Source organism: Micromonospora sp. HM134 (genome assembly GCF_007833915.1).
Classification (GTDB): domain Bacteria; phylum Actinomycetota; class Actinomycetes; order Mycobacteriales; family Micromonosporaceae; genus Micromonospora; species Micromonospora wenchangensis.
The window spans coordinates 5,949,431-5,967,352 of record NZ_CP041061.1; the positions used below are offsets into that span (position 1 = coordinate 5,949,431).

General features: G+C 73.8%; 17 protein-coding genes. 4 read left to right on the forward strand and 13 right to left on the reverse strand.

What is annotated here, in order from left to right:
- Nucleotides 1-16: 16 nt before the first annotated feature.
- A complete protein-coding gene (hemW, locus tag FJK98_RS25685) occupies nt 17-1,240 on the reverse strand; it encodes a radical SAM family heme chaperone HemW (protein WP_205789557.1) in 1,224 nt (407 codons plus the stop codon).
- 19 nt (nt 1,241-1,259) lie between these two features.
- Here hemW and FJK98_RS25690 point away from each other — a divergent pair, with 19 nt between their 5' ends.
- Nucleotides 1,260-2,042: an enoyl-CoA hydratase-related protein gene (locus FJK98_RS25690; protein WP_145921286.1), complete on the forward strand. Its 783-nt coding sequence runs from the start codon at nt 1,260-1,262 to the stop codon at nt 2,040-2,042.
- Nucleotides 2,043-2,138: 96 nt separating this feature from the next.
- Nucleotides 2,139-3,002, forward strand: coding sequence for a hypothetical protein (locus tag FJK98_RS25695; protein WP_145921287.1), 864 nt, complete (start codon nt 2,139-2,141; stop codon nt 3,000-3,002).
- A gap of 37 nt (nt 3,003-3,039) precedes the next feature.
- Here the strand turns inward: FJK98_RS25695 and FJK98_RS25700 are convergent, their stop codons facing one another.
- The 8 genes from FJK98_RS25700 to FJK98_RS25735 all read right to left on the reverse strand — a co-directional run bounded on the left by FJK98_RS25700 (nt 3,040) and on the right by FJK98_RS25735 (nt 10,828).
- On the reverse strand, nt 3,040-3,681 hold the full coding sequence (locus tag FJK98_RS25700) for an MOSC domain-containing protein (protein WP_145921288.1): 642 nt from the start codon (nt 3,679-3,681) through the stop codon (nt 3,040-3,042).
- A gap of 42 nt (nt 3,682-3,723) precedes the next feature.
- Nucleotides 3,724-4,554 (reverse strand): carbohydrate ABC transporter permease, encoded by an 831-nt coding sequence (locus tag FJK98_RS25705; RefSeq protein WP_145921289.1) that lies wholly within the window; start codon nt 4,552-4,554, stop codon nt 3,724-3,726.
- Nucleotides 4,551-5,537 carry a carbohydrate ABC transporter permease gene (locus FJK98_RS25710; protein WP_145921290.1) on the reverse strand — a complete coding sequence of 329 codons (987 nt, stop codon included), beginning with the start codon at nt 5,535-5,537 and terminating at the stop codon, nt 4,551-4,553. Before FJK98_RS25710 ends, FJK98_RS25705 begins: the two co-directional genes overlap by 4 nt.
- A complete protein-coding gene (locus FJK98_RS25715; protein ID WP_145921291.1) occupies nt 5,534-6,823 on the reverse strand; it encodes a sugar ABC transporter substrate-binding protein in 1,290 nt (429 codons plus the stop codon). Before FJK98_RS25715 ends, FJK98_RS25710 begins: the two co-directional genes overlap by 4 nt.
- A gap of 298 nt (nt 6,824-7,121) precedes the next feature.
- On the reverse strand, nt 7,122-7,409 hold the full coding sequence (locus FJK98_RS25720; protein WP_088644376.1) for a GlsB/YeaQ/YmgE family stress response membrane protein: 288 nt from the start codon (nt 7,407-7,409) through the stop codon (nt 7,122-7,124).
- A gap of 213 nt (nt 7,410-7,622) precedes the next feature.
- Nucleotides 7,623-7,910, reverse strand: coding sequence for a GlsB/YeaQ/YmgE family stress response membrane protein (locus tag FJK98_RS25725; RefSeq protein ID WP_145921292.1), 288 nt, complete (start codon nt 7,908-7,910; stop codon nt 7,623-7,625).
- 365 nt (nt 7,911-8,275) lie between these two features.
- Entirely contained in the window at nt 8,276-10,153 is a 1,878-nt protein-coding gene (gene lepA, locus FJK98_RS25730) for a translation elongation factor 4 (protein ID WP_145921293.1), read from the reverse strand.
- Between the two features lie 138 nt (nt 10,154-10,291).
- Nucleotides 10,292-10,828, reverse strand: coding sequence for a DUF4240 domain-containing protein (locus tag FJK98_RS25735; protein ID WP_145921294.1), 537 nt, complete (start codon nt 10,826-10,828; stop codon nt 10,292-10,294).
- Nucleotides 10,829-10,919: 91 nt separating this feature from the next.
- Here FJK98_RS25735 and FJK98_RS25740 point away from each other — a divergent pair, with 91 nt between their 5' ends.
- The gene (locus tag FJK98_RS25740; protein ID WP_370516923.1) at nt 10,920-12,113 is read left to right on the forward strand and encodes a phosphotransferase family protein; all 1,194 of its coding nucleotides are present in this window, start codon (nt 10,920-10,922) and stop codon (nt 12,111-12,113) included.
- Nucleotides 12,114-12,172: 59 nt separating this feature from the next.
- Entirely contained in the window at nt 12,173-12,439 is a 267-nt protein-coding gene (gene rpsT, locus FJK98_RS25745) for a 30S ribosomal protein S20 (protein ID WP_088644372.1), read from the forward strand.
- Between the two features lie 196 nt (nt 12,440-12,635).
- Here rpsT and FJK98_RS25750 read toward each other — a convergent pair whose 3' ends face one another.
- The 4 genes from FJK98_RS25750 to FJK98_RS25765 form a co-directional block, all read right to left on the reverse strand.
- A complete protein-coding gene (locus tag FJK98_RS25750) occupies nt 12,636-13,034 on the reverse strand; it encodes a hypothetical protein (protein WP_145921295.1) in 399 nt (132 codons plus the stop codon).
- Nucleotides 13,035-13,126: 92 nt separating this feature from the next.
- Nucleotides 13,127-14,107, reverse strand: coding sequence for a DNA polymerase III subunit delta (holA, locus tag FJK98_RS25755; protein ID WP_145921296.1), 981 nt, complete (start codon nt 14,105-14,107; stop codon nt 13,127-13,129).
- A gap of 221 nt (nt 14,108-14,328) precedes the next feature.
- Entirely contained in the window at nt 14,329-16,686 is a 2,358-nt protein-coding gene (locus FJK98_RS25760) for a ComEC/Rec2 family competence protein (protein ID WP_145921297.1), read from the reverse strand.
- A complete protein-coding gene (locus FJK98_RS25765; RefSeq protein WP_370517094.1) occupies nt 16,683-17,531 on the reverse strand; it encodes a helix-hairpin-helix domain-containing protein in 849 nt (282 codons plus the stop codon). Before FJK98_RS25765 ends, FJK98_RS25760 begins: the two co-directional genes overlap by 4 nt.
- Nucleotides 17,532-17,922: the final 391 nt, after the last annotated feature.

Here is a 17,922-nt window from a genome sequence, read left to right on the forward strand (position 1 = left end):
CGCGGCGGGCCGGTGCTCAGGGCAGCAGGTCGCGGACCACCGCGTCGGCCAGCAGCCGGCCGCGCAGGGTGAGCACCGCCCGCCCCTGCGGGTACGCCACCGGGTCCAGCAGCCCGTCGGCGAGCGCCCGCGCGGCGGCGGCCCGGCCCACGTCGTCCAGCACGTCCAGCGGCAGCCCGGAGGCGAGCCGCAGGCGCAGCATCACGTCCTCCGTGTGCGTCTCGGCCGGGCTGAGGATCTCCCGGGCCAGGCCGGGTGAGTGCCCGGCGGCGAGCCGCTGGGCATACGTGCTGGGGTGTTTGACGTTCCACCAGCGCACCCCGCCGACGTGGCTGTGCGCCCCCGGGCCGAGGCCCCACCAGTCGCCGCCGGTCCAGTAGAGCAGGTTGTGCCGGCACCGGGCCGCCCCGGTGCGGGCCCAGTTGGAGACCTCGTACCAGGAGAAACCGGCCGCGTCGAGGGCGGCCTCCGCCGCCAGGTAACGGTCCGCCGCCACGTCGTCGGAGGGGTACGGCAGCTCGCCGCGCCGCATCCGGGCCGCCAGCCGGGTGCCGTCCTCCACGATCAGGGCGTACGCGCTGACGTGGTCGACCCCGGCGGCGACCACCTGCTCCAGCGAGGCGGCGAAGTCCTCGGGGCGTTCCCCCGGCGTGCCGTAGATCAGGTCGAGGTTGACGTGGTCGAACCCGGCGTCGCGGGCCTCCCGGGCGGCGTCGACGGCCCGGCCGGGGCGGTGGGTGCGGTCGAGGACCGCCAGCACCCCGGGGGCGGCGGACTGCATGCCCAGCGAGATCCGGGTGTAGCCGGCGGCGCGCAGGGTCTTCAGCGACTGCGGGGTGACCGACTCGGGGTTGGCCTCGGTGGTCACCTCGGCGTCGGCGGCCAGCCCCCAGGTGCGGTCGATGCCGTCGAGCAGGCGGGCCAGGTCGTCGGCGGGCAGCAGGGTGGGGGTCCCGCCGCCGACGAAGACCGTGTCGACCCGGGGCGGTGGCGCGTCGCCGAGCACCCGGGCGGCGAGCGCCAGCTCGGCCAGCACGGTGTCGGCGTACGACTCCCGGCCGACGCCCCCGCCCAGCTCGGCGGCGGTGTAGGTGTTGAAGTCGCAGTAGCCGCACCGGCTGGCGCAGAACGGCACGTGCAGGTAGACGCCGAACCCGCGCGCGCCGACGGCGGGCAGGGCGGTGGCGGGCAGCGCACCGTCCACGGGAACGGTCTCACCATCTGGAAGGACGCCGGGCATGGCCACTAGTGTGCCCGGCATGACCTCTCCCGACCGACTCGTGCGGGTCGCCACGGCCCGTGGGGTGACCACCCTCACCCTGGACAGCCCGCACAACCGCAACGCGCTCTCCACCCCGCTGATGACCGAGCTGCTGGCCGGGATCGCCACGGCGGTCGCCGACGACGCGGTCCGGGTGGTCGTGCTGGACCACACCGGCCCGGTGTTCTGCTCCGGGGCCGATCTGAAGGAGACGGCGGCGGCGTACGCCAGCGGGTCGGTGCCGGCCGGGATGCTCGGTGACGTGCTGGTGGCGGTGCGGGAGTGCCCGAAGCCGGTGCTGGCGCGGGTGGCCGGGCCGGCGCGGGCGGGCGGGTTGGGCCTGATCGCGGCGGCCGACCTGGCGGTCTGCGCGTCTGAGGCGACGTTCGCCTTCACCGAGGTGCGGATCGGGGTGATCCCGGCGGTGATCTCGGCGACCGTGCTGCCCCGGCTGCACCCCCGGGCCGCCGCCGAGCTGTACCTGACCGGCGACACCTTCGACGGCCGGCGGGCCGCCGAGGTGGGGCTGGTGACCGCCGCCGTGCCGGCCGGCGAGCTGGACGCGGCGGTGGCGCGGTACTGCGCGTCGCTGGTCCGGGGCGCCCCCGGGGCGCTGGCCGGGACGAAGGAGCTGCTGCGCCGCCCGGCCGCCACGGACCTGCGTGCGGAGATCGCCGACCTGTCCGCCCGGTCCACCGGCTACTTCCTGTCGGAGGAGGGCCGCGAGGGCGTGGAGGCGTTCCGGCAGAAGCGGGATGCGGCCTGGGTGCCCCGGCATTGACCTGGTTTATCCCGATTTCCTGCGGGAACGTGAACCGGTCGACCGACCCGGGGCCACCGGTTGGCGACGTACGCTTGGCGAACGTTGAAACGGGAGGTGCGGGTGCGGACACGGACATTCGTGGCAGCCGGGGTCGTGGTGGCGTTGTTCGCCATCGTCGGGGGCTGGGGAGTCCGTCAACTCGACGGGGAGTTCCGGCTTCCCGTCGCCGGCCGTAGCTGCACCGTGCAGGCCGACGGCACCGTGAAGCTCGACGCCGACCAGATGGCCAACGCGGCCACCATCGCCGCGATCGGCATGCAGCGGCAGATGCCCGAACAGGCCGTCGTGGTCGCCCTGGCCACCGCGTACCAGGAGTCGGGGCTGCGCAACCTCGCCCACGGCGACCGTGACTCGCTCGGCCTCTTCCAGCAGCGTCCCAGCCAGGGTTGGGGCACCCCGGAGCAGATCCGCGACCAGCGGTACGCGGCGAACCGGTTCTACAAGGCGCTGAAGAAGGTACGCGGCTGGGAGCGGATGGAGGTCACCGACGCCGCCCAGGCGGTGCAGCGTTCGGCGTACCCGAAGGCGTACCAGAAGTGGGCCGACGAGTCCCAGGTGCTGGCGCGGGCCCTGCTCGGCGAGGCGACCGGGGCGGTGGCCTGCACGGTGGGGCGTACCCCGGTGATGCGCGGGCAGGCCGCGGCGGCCGAGCTGACCCGTGGCCTGACCCTCGACTGGGGGTTGCCCGACGCCGGTGCGGTGGCCGAGCTGACCGACGTGACGGTGCCCGCCGCGGACGCCCGGGACGGCTGGCGGTACGCGCACTGGCTGGTCTCGCACGCCCCCGACCACGGGGTGAAGCGGGTGCGCTTCGACGGGCTGGAGTGGAACGCCGACAACGGCCGGTGGGCGAAGGTCGCCGACGGCCGGGCGACCGAACCCCGGGTGCTGGCCGAGGTCTTCGCCGACCCCGCCTGACCTGCCGGCGGGCAGTCCCGCCCGGCCTGCGGGCCGGTCAGCCGGCGACGTTCAACCGGCGGCGCACCTTCTCCATGGTCGAGGCGGGCAGCTCGGGGACGTCGAGCAGCCGGGGCAGCAGCTCCGGCTCCAGGCTGGTGGCCCGGAACACCTCGCCGATGGTGACGCCGTGCGCCGGCCGGTCCACCACCTCCACCGGGTCGCCCGCGCTCACCTCGCCGTCGCGCAGCACCCGCAGGTAGGCCCCGGGGGCGGCCCGGACGGTGAACCGTTTGATCAGGTCGGGCACCCCCCAGAAGCCGGCGAAGGTCGTGCAGGGGGTGCGCGGCTTGGTGACCTGGAGCAGCGCCGAACCGACCGCCCAGCGTTCGCCGATCACCGCGCCGGTCACGTCCACCGCCCAGGTGGTCAGGTTCTCGCCGAACCCGCCGGGGCTGATGTCGCGGCCCAGTTCGGCCGACCACCAGCCGGCGTCCTCCTGCGCGTAGGCGTAGACCGCCTGGTCGGGGCCGCCGTGCTGGGGCCGTTCGCCGATGAAGTCACCGGCCACCCCGTCGGCGTGCAGCAGCACCGGGCCGTCGACCGGCCGCTTGTCGATGCCGCTGCGCCCGCTCGCGTCGCCCGCCCACCGCGCCTGCGTCACCACGCCGAGGTTCACCGCCGCCACCCTGCCCGTCATGGCCCCAGGGTACGGCCGGGTGCGGGCGGTCGCCGTCCCGGCTCAGCCCTTGACGGCACCCGCCACCAGACCGGAGACCATCCGGCGCTGCACCAGCAGGAAGAAGACGATCACGGGCAGGGTGAACAGCGTGGAGGCGGCCATCACCGACCCCCAGGCGGTGTCGTCCCGGCCGAAGAAGAAGGTCATCGCCACCGGCAGGGTGTAGCGGCTCTGGTCGTTGACGAAGGTCAACGCGAAGATCAGCTCGTTCCAGGCGGTGATGAAGGAGAAGATGCTGGTGGCCACCAGGCCCGGCGCGACCAGTGGAAAGAGGACCTTGCGGAACGTCTGGGCGCGGCTGGCGCCGTCGATGGCGGCGGCCTCCTCCAGTTCCCTGGGCACCGCCGCGACGAAGCCGCGCAGCATCCACACCGCGAACGGCAGCGAGAAGCCCAGGTAGGTGAGGATCAGGCTGGGCAGGGTGTTGTAGAGGCCGAGCCGCTGGATCATCAGGAACAGCGGGATGACCAGCGCCTCCAGCGGGATCATCTGCACCACCAGCAGCATGATCAGGAAGGTGGTCCGGAGCCGGAACCGGAACCGGGCCACCGCCGTAGCGGCAAGCAGCGCCACCAGTCCGCTGAGCACGACCGTGCTGACGGCCACCAGCACGCTGTTCAGCAGGAAGTCGCCGAAGGTCACGCCCGGGATCAGGTTGCCGGTGAGGATCTCCCGGTAGTGCTCCAGGGTGGGGTGGGCCGGCACCGGCCGGGGCGTGGCCGAGAAGATCTCCCGGTTCGGCTTCAGCGAGGTGGCGATCATCCAGTAGACCGGGAAGGCGGCGAAGAGCGCCACCAGCAGGCCCGCGCCGTTGAGGGCGACCTTCTTCACGACGCGTCCTCCTGCCTGAGCACCATCCGGACGTACAGGCCGGTCACCAGCAGCAGGATCAGCGTGAGGATGACCGCGATGGCCGAGCCCACGCCGTACTTGGGTGGCGGGGAGAACGCCTCGGCGTACGAGTAGAGGGCCAGCATGAACGTCGGCCGGTCCTGGGTGCCGCCGGCCAGCACGAACTGCTGGGTGAAGACCTTGAAGTCCCAGATGGTGGAGAGCACCACCAGGATGCCGAAGACCGGCCGCAGCAGCGGGAAAGTGATCTTCCAGAACACCGTCCACGGTCCGGCCCCGTCGACCCGGGCCGCCTCGTGCAGCTCGCTCGGCACGCTCTTGAGCCCGGCGAGCACGCTGACCGCGATGAACGGGAACGAGTGCCAGACCACCACCAGGGTCAGGATCGCGAAGAACAGCAGCGGCGAGTTGAACCAGCCGTAACCCGACCAGTCGGTGCGGCCGAAGAGCGCCTGCGACAGCCCGTCGGGCAGGGCGTTGAACGCCCAGGTGACCAGGCCGGAGGTGTCATCGAAGATCCACTTCCAGACGATCGTGCCGGTCAGCGCCGGGGTGGCCCAGGCCAGCATCACGCAACTGGCGACGAAGGTGGCCATCCGGCGGCCCAGCCGGTGCAGCAGCAGCCCGACCAGGGTGCCCATCACCATCGTCAGCAGCACGTTCGCCGCCGCGAAGAGCACGGTGTTGCGCAGCACCGTACGGAAGAACGGGTCGCCGAGGATCTGGGTGTAGTTGGCCAGCCCGACGAACGGCCACTCCCGGTCCCCGCGCAACTGCCGGACGCTGTTCAGCCGGAAGAACGACATCGCCACCACCTGGCCCAACGGCCAGAGCAGCAGCACCCCGATCACGACCAGGCAGGGCAGCAGGAGCAGGTACGGCAGGCGGTCCACCCGGGGCCGCCGCCGCGTGGGGGTCTCCCGGGCGGCGGCCGTCGGGGTGTGCTCGGTCAGGGTGCTCACTTGGCGTTGAGGATGCTTTCCATCTCGGCGGCGGCGTCGGCGGTGGCCTGCTGCACCGACTTCTGGCCCTTGATGACCGAGCTGTTCATCGCCTGGGTGACCGTCTTCGTCCGGCTGACCTCCACCCACTTCGGGGTCAGCGGGGTGACCCGGGTGCGCTGCATGGTGCTGGCGAACGCCGCCATCAGCTTGTCGTCGGCGTAGTCGCCGCCCTGCACGAGGTCGGAGTAGACCGGGAAGAAGCCGAGGCTGCCGGCGAAGGTCTTCGCGTTCTTCTTGTTCAGCAGCACGGTCAGGTAGTCCCAGGCCAGGTCCTGCCGCTTGCTGTCCTGCCAGAGGGCGACGTCCGAGCCACCGGCGAAGGCGGGGGCCGGGCCGCCGTCCGGGCCGGGGATCGGGAAGGTCCCCCAGACCTTCTCGATGTCGGGGTTGTCCTTCTTGATCGCGCCGGCCTGCCAACTGCCGGCGAAGGCCATCGCCGCCTTGCCCGTGGCGAACTGGGTACGGGCGTCGATCTCGTTCCACCCGGCGGCGGCGGGCGGGGCGACCTTGTGCACGGTCACCAGGTCGGTCCAGAACTTGACCGCCCGCTGGGCCTGCGGGCTGGTGTAACCGGACTTCCAGGTGCCGCCCTGGTCGGTGGCGATCTCGCCGCCGGCACCCCAGAGGAAGGAGTAGAACGGCAGTTCGGAGTTGCCCGGCAGGGCGATGCCGTAGCTGCCGGGCTTCTTGGCCTGCACCGCCTTGGCGACCGAGACCAGCTCGTCCCAGGTCTTCGGCGGCTGCACGCCGGCCTCGGCGAACCAGTCGGTGCGGTAGTAGACGGCGCGTACCCCGGCGTACCAGGGGACGCCGTACTGCTTGCCGTCGAGCTGGGCGTTGCGCACCAGGTCGGGCAGGACGTCCCGACCCTCGGCCCAGCCGCCGAAGCGGCCGGAGATGTCGGCGAGCGCCTCCTGGGCCGCCCAGCCCTGGGTCTCGGTGTTGCCCAGTTCGGTCACGTCGGGGCCCTCACCGCCGGCGAGCGCCGCCTGGAACTTCTTCGGCGCCTCCAGCCAGGGGATGTACTGGACCACCACGTCGGTGTCGGGGTGCCGCTGCCGGAACTCGGTCTCGACGCCGTCGAGGAACGCCGTCTGGGCGTCGCTCCCCTCGCCCATCATCCAGACCGTCAGCTTGCTGTCGTCGGCGGCTTCGTCGTCGCCGGAACCACCGCAACCGGCGAGCACCATCACGGCCGAGGCCACGACGGCGGTGACCGGGGCCAGCCGCTTCCACCTGTTCACGCCACATCTCCCTCGCGCCGTCCGGCACTAACCTTCTCAGCCGCACCCTAGTAGGAAAATTTCCTTTACGACAGGGGGTGGGTGCCGCCCCGCACGGGCGGACCGTCGACGGGGCGGCGGCGGCCGGCGGGGCGTTCGGCGAGGCGACCGTATCGCAGGCGGGGGCCGCTCAGGCAGACCCCGCGACGACCCGGCGGGATCGACGGCCGGCAGCCGGACGAGCGGATGCCCGCCCCCGGTCCGGGGGCGGGCATCCGCTGCGGTGGTACGTGCCGACCGGTCACGGCCGGCGGGTCGGTCACCGGTGGGTGACGCCCCGACGCCGACCCACACCGGCCACCAGGGCCACGGCGATGGCGGCGAGGACGACCTGCACCAGCAGCTCGGCCCAGTCGATGCCGGCGGTCTGGGTGGCGATGCCCATCGCCCGGGCCAGCACCGTGCCCAGCAGCGCGGCGCCGACACCGATCAGCATGTGCAGCCAGATCGGCATGTTCTGGCGACCCGGCACGACCAGGCGACCCAGGGCGCCGACGATGAGACCGACGACGAGCGCGGTGATGATGCCCCAGACGGTGAACTCCACGGCCGTCCTCCTTCAGTAGATATGTCGTTGGTGAGGTGTTTGTTGCTGTGGTGATCGATAGATTCCCGAAGCGGAGAATCTCCAAACCGACTCCGGTAACGATCTGGTCTAGACCGCCCGCCACCGGCGACGGCCCCCACCGCCCGACCCGCGCACGCGAGCGGGCGCCCGACCCCGTGGGGGTCGGGCGCCCGCTCGGCGGTGCCGCTTGACTTACCGGTGGGTGACGCCGCGGCGGCGACCCACGCCGGCCACCAGGGCCACGGCGATGGCGGCGAGGACGACCTGCACCAGCAGCTCGGTCCAGTCGATGCCGGCGGTCTGGGTGGCGATGCCCATGGCGCGGGCCAGCACCGTGCCCAGCAGCGCGGCGCCGACACCGATCAGCATGTGCAGCCAGATCGGCATGTTCTGGCGGCCCGGCACGACCAGACGGCCCAGAGCGCCGACGATGAGACCAACAACGAGCGCGGTGATGATGCCCCAGACGGTGAACTCCACGGTCGCCCTCCTCCTGAAGATTGAGTCACACGGTATGTGTGGTTCCTGTCGTGACAGCTAGGTTCCCGACCCGCCAGAAAACCAAACCGACTCACCACCACACATGTCGCCGCACGTCGATCCGATGCCGCTGCGTCGGTTCGCCGGCCTTCGATGTCCGCGCAGCTCAGGACGCCCGCGCCGGCCCGCCCGCAGCAGCGGGGAGGGCGGAAAAATTTCGTCCGTACGACACCGGGGGGCGGGCGTGCCGACGGCCGGCGGCCCGGTCGGAACACCGGGCCGCCGGCCGTCGTGGGGCACCGGGACGGCCGTAGCCGGGGCGCGGCCGAGCCGACCGGGCCGGGCGTCCGCGCCGCCGGGGCGGGCTACTTCTTGCCGGCCGGCTTGGCGTCGGCGGAGTCCGAGGAGAGCGCGGCGATGAAGGCCTCCTGGGGGACCTCGACCCGGCCCACCATCTTCATCCGCTTCTTGCCCTCCTTCTGCTTCTCCAGCAGCTTGCGCTTGCGGCTGATGTCACCGCCGTAGCACTTGGCGAGGACGTCCTTGCGGATGGCGCGGATGGTCTCCCGGGCGATCACCCGGCTGCCGATGGCCGCCTGGATCGGCACCTCGAACTGCTGGCGCGGGATCAGGTTGCGCAGCTTCGCCGCGATCGTCGTGCCGTAGTTGTACGCCTTGTCCTTGTGCACGATCGCGCTGAACGCGTCCACCGGCTCGCCGTGCAGCAGGATGTCCACCTTGACCAGGTCGGACGCCTGCTCGCCGGAGGGCTCGTAGTCCAGCGAGGCGTACCCCTTGGTCCGGCTCTTGAGCTGGTCGAAGAAGTCGAAGATGATCTCGGCGAGCGGGAGGGTGTAGCGCAGCTCCACCCGGTCGGCGGAGAGGTAGTCCATGCCGAGCAGGCTGCCCCGCCGCCCCTGGCACAGCTCCATCACCGCGCCCACGTAGTCGTTCGGGGTGAGCACGGTGGCCCGCACAACCGGCTCGTACACCTCGGCGATCTTGCCGGTGGGGTACTCGCTCGGGTTGGTCACCACGATCTCCTGGCCGTCGTCGGTGATGGCCCGGTAGACCACGTTCGGCGCGGTGGAGATCAGGTCGAGGTTGTACTCCCGCTCCAGCCGCTCCCGGATGATCTCCAGATGCAGCAGGCCCAGGAAGCCGCAGCGGAAGCCGAAGCCGAGCGCGCCCGACGTCTCCGGCTCGTAGTCGAGCGCGGCGTCGTTGAGCTTGAGCTTGTCCAGCGCCTCACGCAGGTTGGGGTAGTCCGAACCGTCGATCGGGTAGAGGCCGGAGTAGACCATCGGCTTCGGATCCTTGTAGCCGCCGAGCGCCTCGGTGGCCGGCCGGGCGTTGATGGTGACGGTGTCACCGACCCGGGACTGGCGGACGTCCTTCACCCCGGTGATCAGGTAGCCCACCTCGCCGACGCCGAGCGCGTCGGCCTTGACCATCTCGGGTGAGATGACGCCGATCTCCAGCAGCTCGTGCACGGCGGCGGTGGACATCATCTTGATCCGGTCCCGGGCGCTGATCCGGCCGTCGATGACCCGGACGTAGGTGACCACGCCCCGGTAGACGTCGTACACCGAGTCGAAGATCATCGCGCGGGCGGGCGCGTCGGCGTCACCGACCGGCGGGACGAACTGCCGGACGATCTCGTCGAGCAGGTACGGCACCCCGTCGCCGGTCTTGCCGGAGACCCTGATGCAGTCGGCCGGGTCGCCGCCGATCAGGTGGGCCAGCTCCTCGGCGTACTTCTCGGGCTGGGCGGCCGGCAGGTCGATCTTGTTGAGCACCGGAATGATCCTGAGATCGTTCTCCAGCGCCAGGTAGAGGTTCGCCAGTGTCTGCGCCTCGATGCCCTGGGCGGCGTCGACCAGCAGCAGCGCCCCCTCGCAGGCGGCAAGCGAACGGGACACCTCGTAGGTGAAGTCCACGTGGCCCGGGGTGTCGATCATGTTCAGGACGGCCTGCTCACCGGCCCGCTCGCCGTCGCGGACGGTCCACGGCATCCGGACGGCCTGGCTCTTGATGGTGATGCCGCGCTCGCGCTCGATGTCCATCCGGTCGAGGTACTGCGCGCGCATCTGCCGGGGATCGACCACGCCGGTGAGCTGCAACATCCGGTCGGCCAGGGTCGACTTCCCGTGGTCGATGTGGGCGATGATGCAGAAGTTCCGGATGCGCGCCGGGTCGGTGGCACCAGGAGCGTTCGCGCCGGGATCGAGCGTCGGTGGCACAGCGGTCCGTTCTGGTCGGCTGACGTGAGCGGGCCGACGCGCCGCCGGCCCCCTCTATGCTCCCACGTCGCTCCGAACCCGGTCCGATCACTCCTGGGGTACCCGGCAGCGGCCCCGCCGGTGGCCCACTCGCCGGGCTCACTCCTCGGGCGGCTCGACGAAGAGGGCGGCGAGCTTCGGCAGCCGACGGCGGGCCTCCGCCTCGTCGTCGAAGTCCCAGAAGTCGTTCAGGTCCGGCACCGGCACCGCGTCCCGCTGCGCCGGCAGGTCACTCGCGGTCGCCTTCCGGTACGCGTCCCACGGCACCGCCAGCATGTCCTCGCACTCGAACTCCTCGCCACTGAGCGCCGCCGACCGTACCCGGGGCAGCCCGGCCAGCGAATCCGGGTCGGCCACCGCGGCGGCGAAGACCGCCCGGCCCTGGGTCATCAGCCAGCCCCGGAAGTACTCGAACCCGTCGTCGGAGGCACCCCCGTTGATCAGGTACGCCGCACCCCACAGGTCGACCCGGTACGAGGCGGCCAGCACCCGCTGCTGGTGGTGCGCGTACCCGACGATGTCCTCCGGGGTGCGCTCGGCGAGCAACGCGACCGCCCGTGCCGCGACCGCCTCGGCCTCTCCCCCGCCCCCGGCCCGGGCCTGGTCGATCAACTGCCAGAAGTCGTCGGTCCTCATGGCCTGGAGTCTCCCAGACCCGCGCCGGCCGCCGGCCCCACCCGGCCGGGCGCCGGTCACCGTGCCCGGCCGGACCGGGCACGATGGTGGGGTGTCCGCGACGCCGCCGCCGTACCACGAGACCGCCGTGCGACCCGACTGGCGGGACCTGCCCGACGGCCTGCGGGACGCGATCGGCGGCCGGCTCGGCGCGCCGGTGGTCGCGGCCCGGACCGCGACCGCGGGCTTCACCGGCGGCTTCGCCGCCGTGCTCACCACGACCACCGGCGCGCGGGTCTTCGTCAAGGCCGCCGACCTGGCCCGGCAACGCCACCTGGCCGACTGGTACGCCCGGGAACTTGCCGTCCTCGCCCGGTTGCCGGCCGGCCTGCCGGTGCCCCGCCCGCACTGGGCGCTCGACGCGGCCGGCTGGTACGCGGTCGGCCTGGACGCCGTCGACGGCCGGACGCCCCACCTGCCCTGGGACCCGGCCGAGCTGACCGCCGTGCTCGCCGGGTACGCCGGGGTCGCCGCCGCGCTGGCCGACCCACCCGCCGGCCTGACCGCGCTCGGCCTGCCCCGGCTGGCCGACCTGGCCCGCTCCGACATCCTGTGGTGGGAGGAGGTGGCCGCCGGACGGGAGCCGATGCCCCCGCTGATCCCGCCGGCCCGCGACCGGCTGCCCGAACTCGTCGCGCTGGAGTCCCGCCTGCCCGGGTACGCGGCAGCCGCGCCCGGCCTGGCCCACGGCGACCTGCGGGTGGACAACGTGCTGCTGGACCCCGCCGGCCGGGCCTGGTTCTGCGACTGGAACTGGCTCTGCCACGGCCCCGCGTGGTTCGACCTGGCCGGCCTGTTGATCACCGGGTACGCCGACGGGGCCGGGCTGGACGCCGTCTTCGCCGCACATCCGGCAGCGGCCGACGCCCCACCCGACGCCCTGGACGTGACGCTGGCCGCGCTCGCCGGCTACTACCTCACCGCCGCCGGCCCACCGGCGACGGCCGACCCCGCGCCGGGTGCGGGGGCGGCCGGGGGAACCCGGCGGGCACGTCCGCGCTGCTCGGGGCGCACCGGCGGTTCAGCGGGGAACAGGCGCTCCGCTGGCTCGCCGCCCGGCAGGGCTGGCACTGACCCGGGCCGCGCCACCGCGGTCCGGCCCGGTCCGGTCGCCGTGGCGCGGCCCGCGCCGCCGTGGCCCGGCCTGCCGGTGGTGGGTCCGGGCACCGGTCGGCGGTGCGGTCCGGGCAGGGCGTTTTGGCTCGTCCCGGCCGACCTGGTAGCCTGGCTTTTCGCGTGGCGATGACGCATGCTCGTCGCACGCGGATTGCAGACCAAACCGAGCTATCAAGACGAGGCTGTCGCGTGGCGAACATCAAGTCCCAGATCAAGCGCAACCGGCAGAACGAGAAGCGCCGGCTGCGTAACAAGTCGGTCAAGTCGTCGCTGAAGACCGCCATCCGGAAGTTCCACGAGGCTGCGGAGGCTGGTGACACCGAGAAGGCCACCACCCTGATGCGTGACGCCGCCCGCAAGCTCGACAAGGCCGCCAGCAAGGGCGTCATCCACGCCAACCAGGCGGCCAACCGGAAGTCGGCCATCGCGAAGCGCGTCGACTCGTTCTCGGCCTGACCGAGCAAACCCACACCTGACCGAGAGCCCCGGGGCACCACCCCGGGGCTCTCGGCTGCGTGTTCCCCGCGAGGTGTCTCCCGAACGGCCGAACGCCGCGTACCCCGGGCGGCGGTGCACTGCATCCCTCTGCTGGCTGGTGCGCTGCGACGGTCGCCCGCCTCGGGTACGTCGTGGCGGGACGACGGTGGTCGGGCTAGCCGTGGTAGCGCCGGGAGCGCAGCGGTGGTCCGGCCGGCTCCCCCGGTGGCGGCGTGCTGGTGACCACCGTGCCGGGCAGCGTGTACGGCACCGGGGCGCGACCGACGACCGGTTCGAGTTCCCGCCGGAACCGGTCGCGTTCCTGCTCCGGCACCAGTGCCGCCGAGTGGACCACCCGCCCGGCGACCTCGTCGTTGAGTTTGACCATGACCGCCACCGCCAGCGGCAGCACCGCCACCGCCCACCAGCTCACCAGCTCGGCCAGGGCGAGGAGCACCGCGAACGCCACCGCCCCCTCGAAGAAGAGGAAACAGAGCACCCCGCCGGGGTTGACGATGCGCAGACCGAGCAGCCGGGCGTAGAGCGGCCGGTAGCGACGGTCGTCCGCCGGCATGACCGACCATCCGGGCCCGCCGCGCCCCGCCACCCGGCGGGAAGGGCCGGTCACCCGCCCACCGCGCCCCACCACCGGGCGGGAGGGGCCGGTCACCGGGCGCTGCCCCGCCGGGCGGCGGCAACCGAGAAGACCGCCTTCTCCAGGGCGTATCCCCGGTCGTCGGCACCGCCCTTGACCGCCGCGTTGCACTCGGCCGCCACCCGCATCGCCTCGACCAGGCCCTCCGGGGTCCAGCCCCGGGCCCGCTGCTGGGCATTCTTGATCTTCCAGGCCGGCATACCGAGGGTGCTCGCCAGCTGGTAGGGGTCGCCCCGGCCGGCGGCAGCGACCCGGGCCACCGTACGGACCCCGTCGGCGAGGGCGTCGGCGATCGGGACCGGATCGACCCCGACGTGCAGGGCCCAGCGCAACGCCTCCAGGGCGGCCGGCACGTCGCCGATCATGGTGGCGTCGGCGACGGTGAAGCCGCTCACCTCGACCCGACCCCGGTAGTAGCGGGCCACCATGTCCGCGCCGATCCGGCCGTCGGTGTCGGCGAGCAGTTGCGAGCAGGCGGCGGCCAGCTCCCGCAGGTCGGTGCCGACGGCGGCGATCAGCGCCTCGGCCGCGTCGTCGGTGCACTTGCCACCGCCCCGACGGATCTCGTCGCGGACGAACGCCACCCGTTCGCGATGTCCCTTGAGCTTCGCGGCCGGAACGACCGTGGCACCGGCGGCCCGCAGCCCGTCGGCGAACGCCTTGCCCTTGCCGCCGCCCAGGTGCAGGGCCACCAACTGGACGTCCGGGTCGGGATTCCGGGCGTAGTCGAGCAGCGCGGTGACCAGGTCCTTGCGGGCGTCCTGGGCGGAGCGGAGCACCAGCACCCGCCGTCCACCGAACAGCGAGGGGCTGAGCATCTCGGCGATCTCGCCGACGGCCAACGCCCCGGCCTGGTACTCCCGGACGTCGACCTGCGGGTCGACGCTGCGGGCTTTCGCCACGGCTTCGGTCACCGCGCGCGTGGCGAGCAGCTCCTCGTCGCCGAGGACGAGCAGAATAGGGGCAAGGTCGACGCCGGTCACGTCGCTCATCTTGGCACGGCTCGGCGGCGGATCGCGCCTGCTCATCGACGGCTGCGACGGCCCACCCCGCACTCAGCGCAAATATAGACATTTACCTCGATTGCCACCCAGTACACGCAATATCCCTTCCAGTCCGGATTTCCTCTCACCTCTCCCCCCACCGTGAGCCGGGACGGCGGACCGCGCCGGCCCACCGGGTCATCAGGCCGCCGGCACACAGGTCAACCGGGTCACCGGCGGCCCGGCGGCAGTCCCCGGCCGACCACCGCGAGCCGGCCGGAACGGACCACCACCGCCACGTCCCCGTCGGTGTCGGTCCGCAGCACCCGCACACCGGACCGGGCGAGCCGGTCGAGGATCACCGGGCTCGGATGCCCGTAGTCGTTGTCGACCCCCACCGGCACCAGCGCCACCGCCGGCCGGACCGCGTCGAGGAAGGCCGGGTCCTGGTACGCGCTGCCGTGGTGGGCCACCTTGAGCACCTCGGCCCGCAACGCGTGCGGCGGCACCCGGTCCAGCAGGGCCCGCTGCTCCTCGGTCTCCGCGTCCCCCGGCAGCACGACGCGTACGCCGGCCACCGTGGCCCGTAGCACCAGGGAGTTGTTGTTCGGGTCGGACCGGGTGCCCCGCAGCGGGTAGGGCGGCCCGAGCGCGACCACCTCCACCCCTGGCGACCGGTACGACCAGCCGGCCGCCGGCACCATCAGGCGCGCCGGCCCGACGGCGGCCGTCACCAAATCCCGTCCCGCCACCGGCTCGGCCAGGGTCGGGGTGAGCACCATGGCCACCCGCCGGCCCCGGGCCACCCCGGCCACGCCACCGACATGGTCGGCGTGGAAGTGGCTCACCACCAGCAGGGAGACCTCGCGTACCCCGAGCCGCCGCAGGCAACCGTCCACCGCCGACGGCTCCGGACCGGCGTCCACCACCACCGCCCGGCCGGCCGCCACCGGCAGCACGACGGCGTCCCCCTGCCCGACCGCGCACGCCACCACCACCCAACCGTCCGGCGGCCACCCGCTCGCCACCAGCCGGACCGGCAGGGTGCCCAGCACCACCGCCGCCGCGCCGACCGCCACCAGTCGACGCACCAGCGGCCGGCGGACGGCCAGCAGCAGCCCCAGGGTCAACCCGGCCAGCAGCAACGCGCCCGGCAGCCCGCCCGGCCAGGGCAGGGTGCCGGCAGGCAGCCGGGCCCCCACGCGGGCCACGGTGACCAGCCACCAGGCCGGCCAACTCGCCAGCCAGGCGGCGAACTCCGCCCCGGCCGGCCACCCCGGCGAGACGACCGCCGCCGTCACCCCCAGCACCGTGGCCGGGGCGATCGCCGGCACCACGAGCAGGTTGGCCGGCACCGCCACCAGGCTCACCGTGCCGGAGATGCCGGCCACCACCGGCCCGCAGGCGAGTTGGGCCGCCGCCGGGACGGCGAGCGCCTCCGCCAACCCCGCCGGCACGCCCCGACGCCGCAGCCCGTCGCGCCAGCCGGGGGCGAGCAGCAGCAGCCCGCCGGTGGCCAGGACGGACAGCGCGAAACCGGCGTCCCCGGCCAGTTCCGGATCGACAAGGACCAGCACGGTCACCGCCGCAGCCAACGCCGGCAGCGTGGCCCGGGGCCGCCCGACCGCCAACGCGGCCAGCCCGATCGCCCCCATGGTGGCCGCCCGCACCACGCTGGGCGAGGGGCGGACCAGGACGACGAAGCCGATCAGGGCGAGCCCGCAGAGGACCGCCGCCAGCCGGGGACCGGCCCGGGCCCAGCGGGCCAGCAGCAGCACCGCGCCGACCACGATCGCCACGTTCGACCCGGACACCGCGTTGAGATGGGTCATCCCGGTGGCCCGGAAGTCCTCCTCCACGCTGGCCGGCAACCGGCTGGTGTCCCCGACGACCAGGCCGGGCAGCAGGCCACCCTGCTCGGGCGGGAGCGGCGCGCAGGCCCGGTGCAGGCCGGCCCGCAGGGTGCCGGCGGCACGCTGGAGCCACGGTGGTGGCCCGTCCCGGACCGGTGGACCGGACACGGTCAGCACGGCGGCGGTGAGGTCGCCGCCCCGGGGCGCGGCGAGCCTGCCCTGTGCGGTCAGCCGCTGCCCCGGCAGCAGGCCCCGCCAGGCCGGGTCGGTGGCGAGCACGAGCAGGCGTACCGGGACCCGGAGGCGGTGGCCCTGCGGGTCGGTGAGGACGCTCGACTGCGCGGTGACGAGCAGGGTCGCCGGCCGGCCGGGTGCCCCGCGTACCGGACGGGGATCGTCGCGGAGCACCAGGTCGACGGTGACCCGGGCCCGGTCGTCGACCAACAGGCGCAGTGGTGCGGCGTCCCGCACGTGCAGCCGGGCCGCGGTGGCGGTGCCGCCGCAGACCACGCCGAGCAGCACGGCGACGGCGATCCAGCCGTACCGGCGGGCCGGGGCGGCCGGGGTGCCCAGCAGCGCGAGCAGGTGCGCGGCGAGCAGGGCGGCGAGGACGGCGGCGCCCACGGCGAGCAGGACCGCCGTGCGGGTGGTGAGGTGCAGGCAGGCCAGCGCCGCCAACCAGGCCGCCACCGCCAGCCCGGCCAGCCGCAGGTCGGGCGTCCGGTCGGCGGTCACACCGTCACCAGGTCCTTGAGCTGTTCGTACCGGGCGTCGCCGATGCCGTCGACCTGGCGCAGGTCGCCCACGCTGCGGAAGCCGCCGTGCTGGTCGCGGTGGGTGAGGATGCGTTGGGCGAGCACCGGGCCGACCCCGGGCAACGCGTCGAGCTGGGCCAACGTGGCGGTGTTGAGGTTGACCCGGCCACCCGGCGCCGCCCCGCCGGGTGCCGCCGCCGGCCCGGCCGGGGCCGCACCGGGACCGGCCGCGCCGGGTGGGGCGGTGACACCGACCAGGATCAGCTCCCCGTCGGCCACCTTCCGGGCCGGGTTGAGCAGTGCCACGTCGGTGCCGGGCAGTGCCCCGCCGGCCGCCTCGACCGCGTCGGCGACCCGCGCGCCGGCCGGCACCCGGACGAGACCGGGGCGGCGGACCCGGCCGGCCACCGCCACCACCAGTTCGCCGGTCGGCGCGACGGCCGGACCGGACGCGGGCCCGCCGGAGGACTCCGGCCCGGCCACCGTCGCCGCCGGGCGCACCGGTTCCGGCTGTGGGCGGGACCGCCAGGCCCAGAATCCCGCGCCGAGCACCACGGCCACCGCCACGGCCGCCAGCGCCCGGACGCCGCGCCGGCCGGGGTCGAAGACACCGGGACCGGGCAGCGGGGCGGCCGGTGCCGGGTCGTCACCGTCGGCGGGATACCGGCGGTCGAGGTCGCCGGGGCGGAACGCAGCCGGATCGTCCCCCTCCCGACGACGGGGACCGACGTCGGGAAAGCCGTCGCCGTGACGACGTGGACCGACGTCGCGAGGGACGTCGCCGGGGCGACGGGGACCGGCGTCGGGATGGTCGTCGTCATGCAGCCGGGGACCGCGCGGGGCACCGTCGAGGTAGTCGCCGAGGTCGAGGGAACCGGCGTCGCGGGGGCCGTCGGCGGCGGCCGGCCCGGGGCGGCGGCCGGCCGGCACGCCACCCGCACCCGTCTCCGGCGGTATGCGGGAGGCCCCCGGCCCGTACGGGCGGGGTGGCGGCTCCGGCGGGCCTGCCGTCGGTGCCACCGCCGACACCCCGGCGGTCAGCCGGTACAGCCGTCCCCGCACCCTGGTTTCCTCGTCCTCCGACACGGCGCGAGGTTAGGCCGGAGGAGGGCACCCGTTCAGCCCGGCGGTGGTCGGCTGTGGACGACGACGGCGGCTGTGGACAACTGCCTGATCATGGCCGGATCTGCTATGCGGAGAGCGGCGTCGCCGCCCT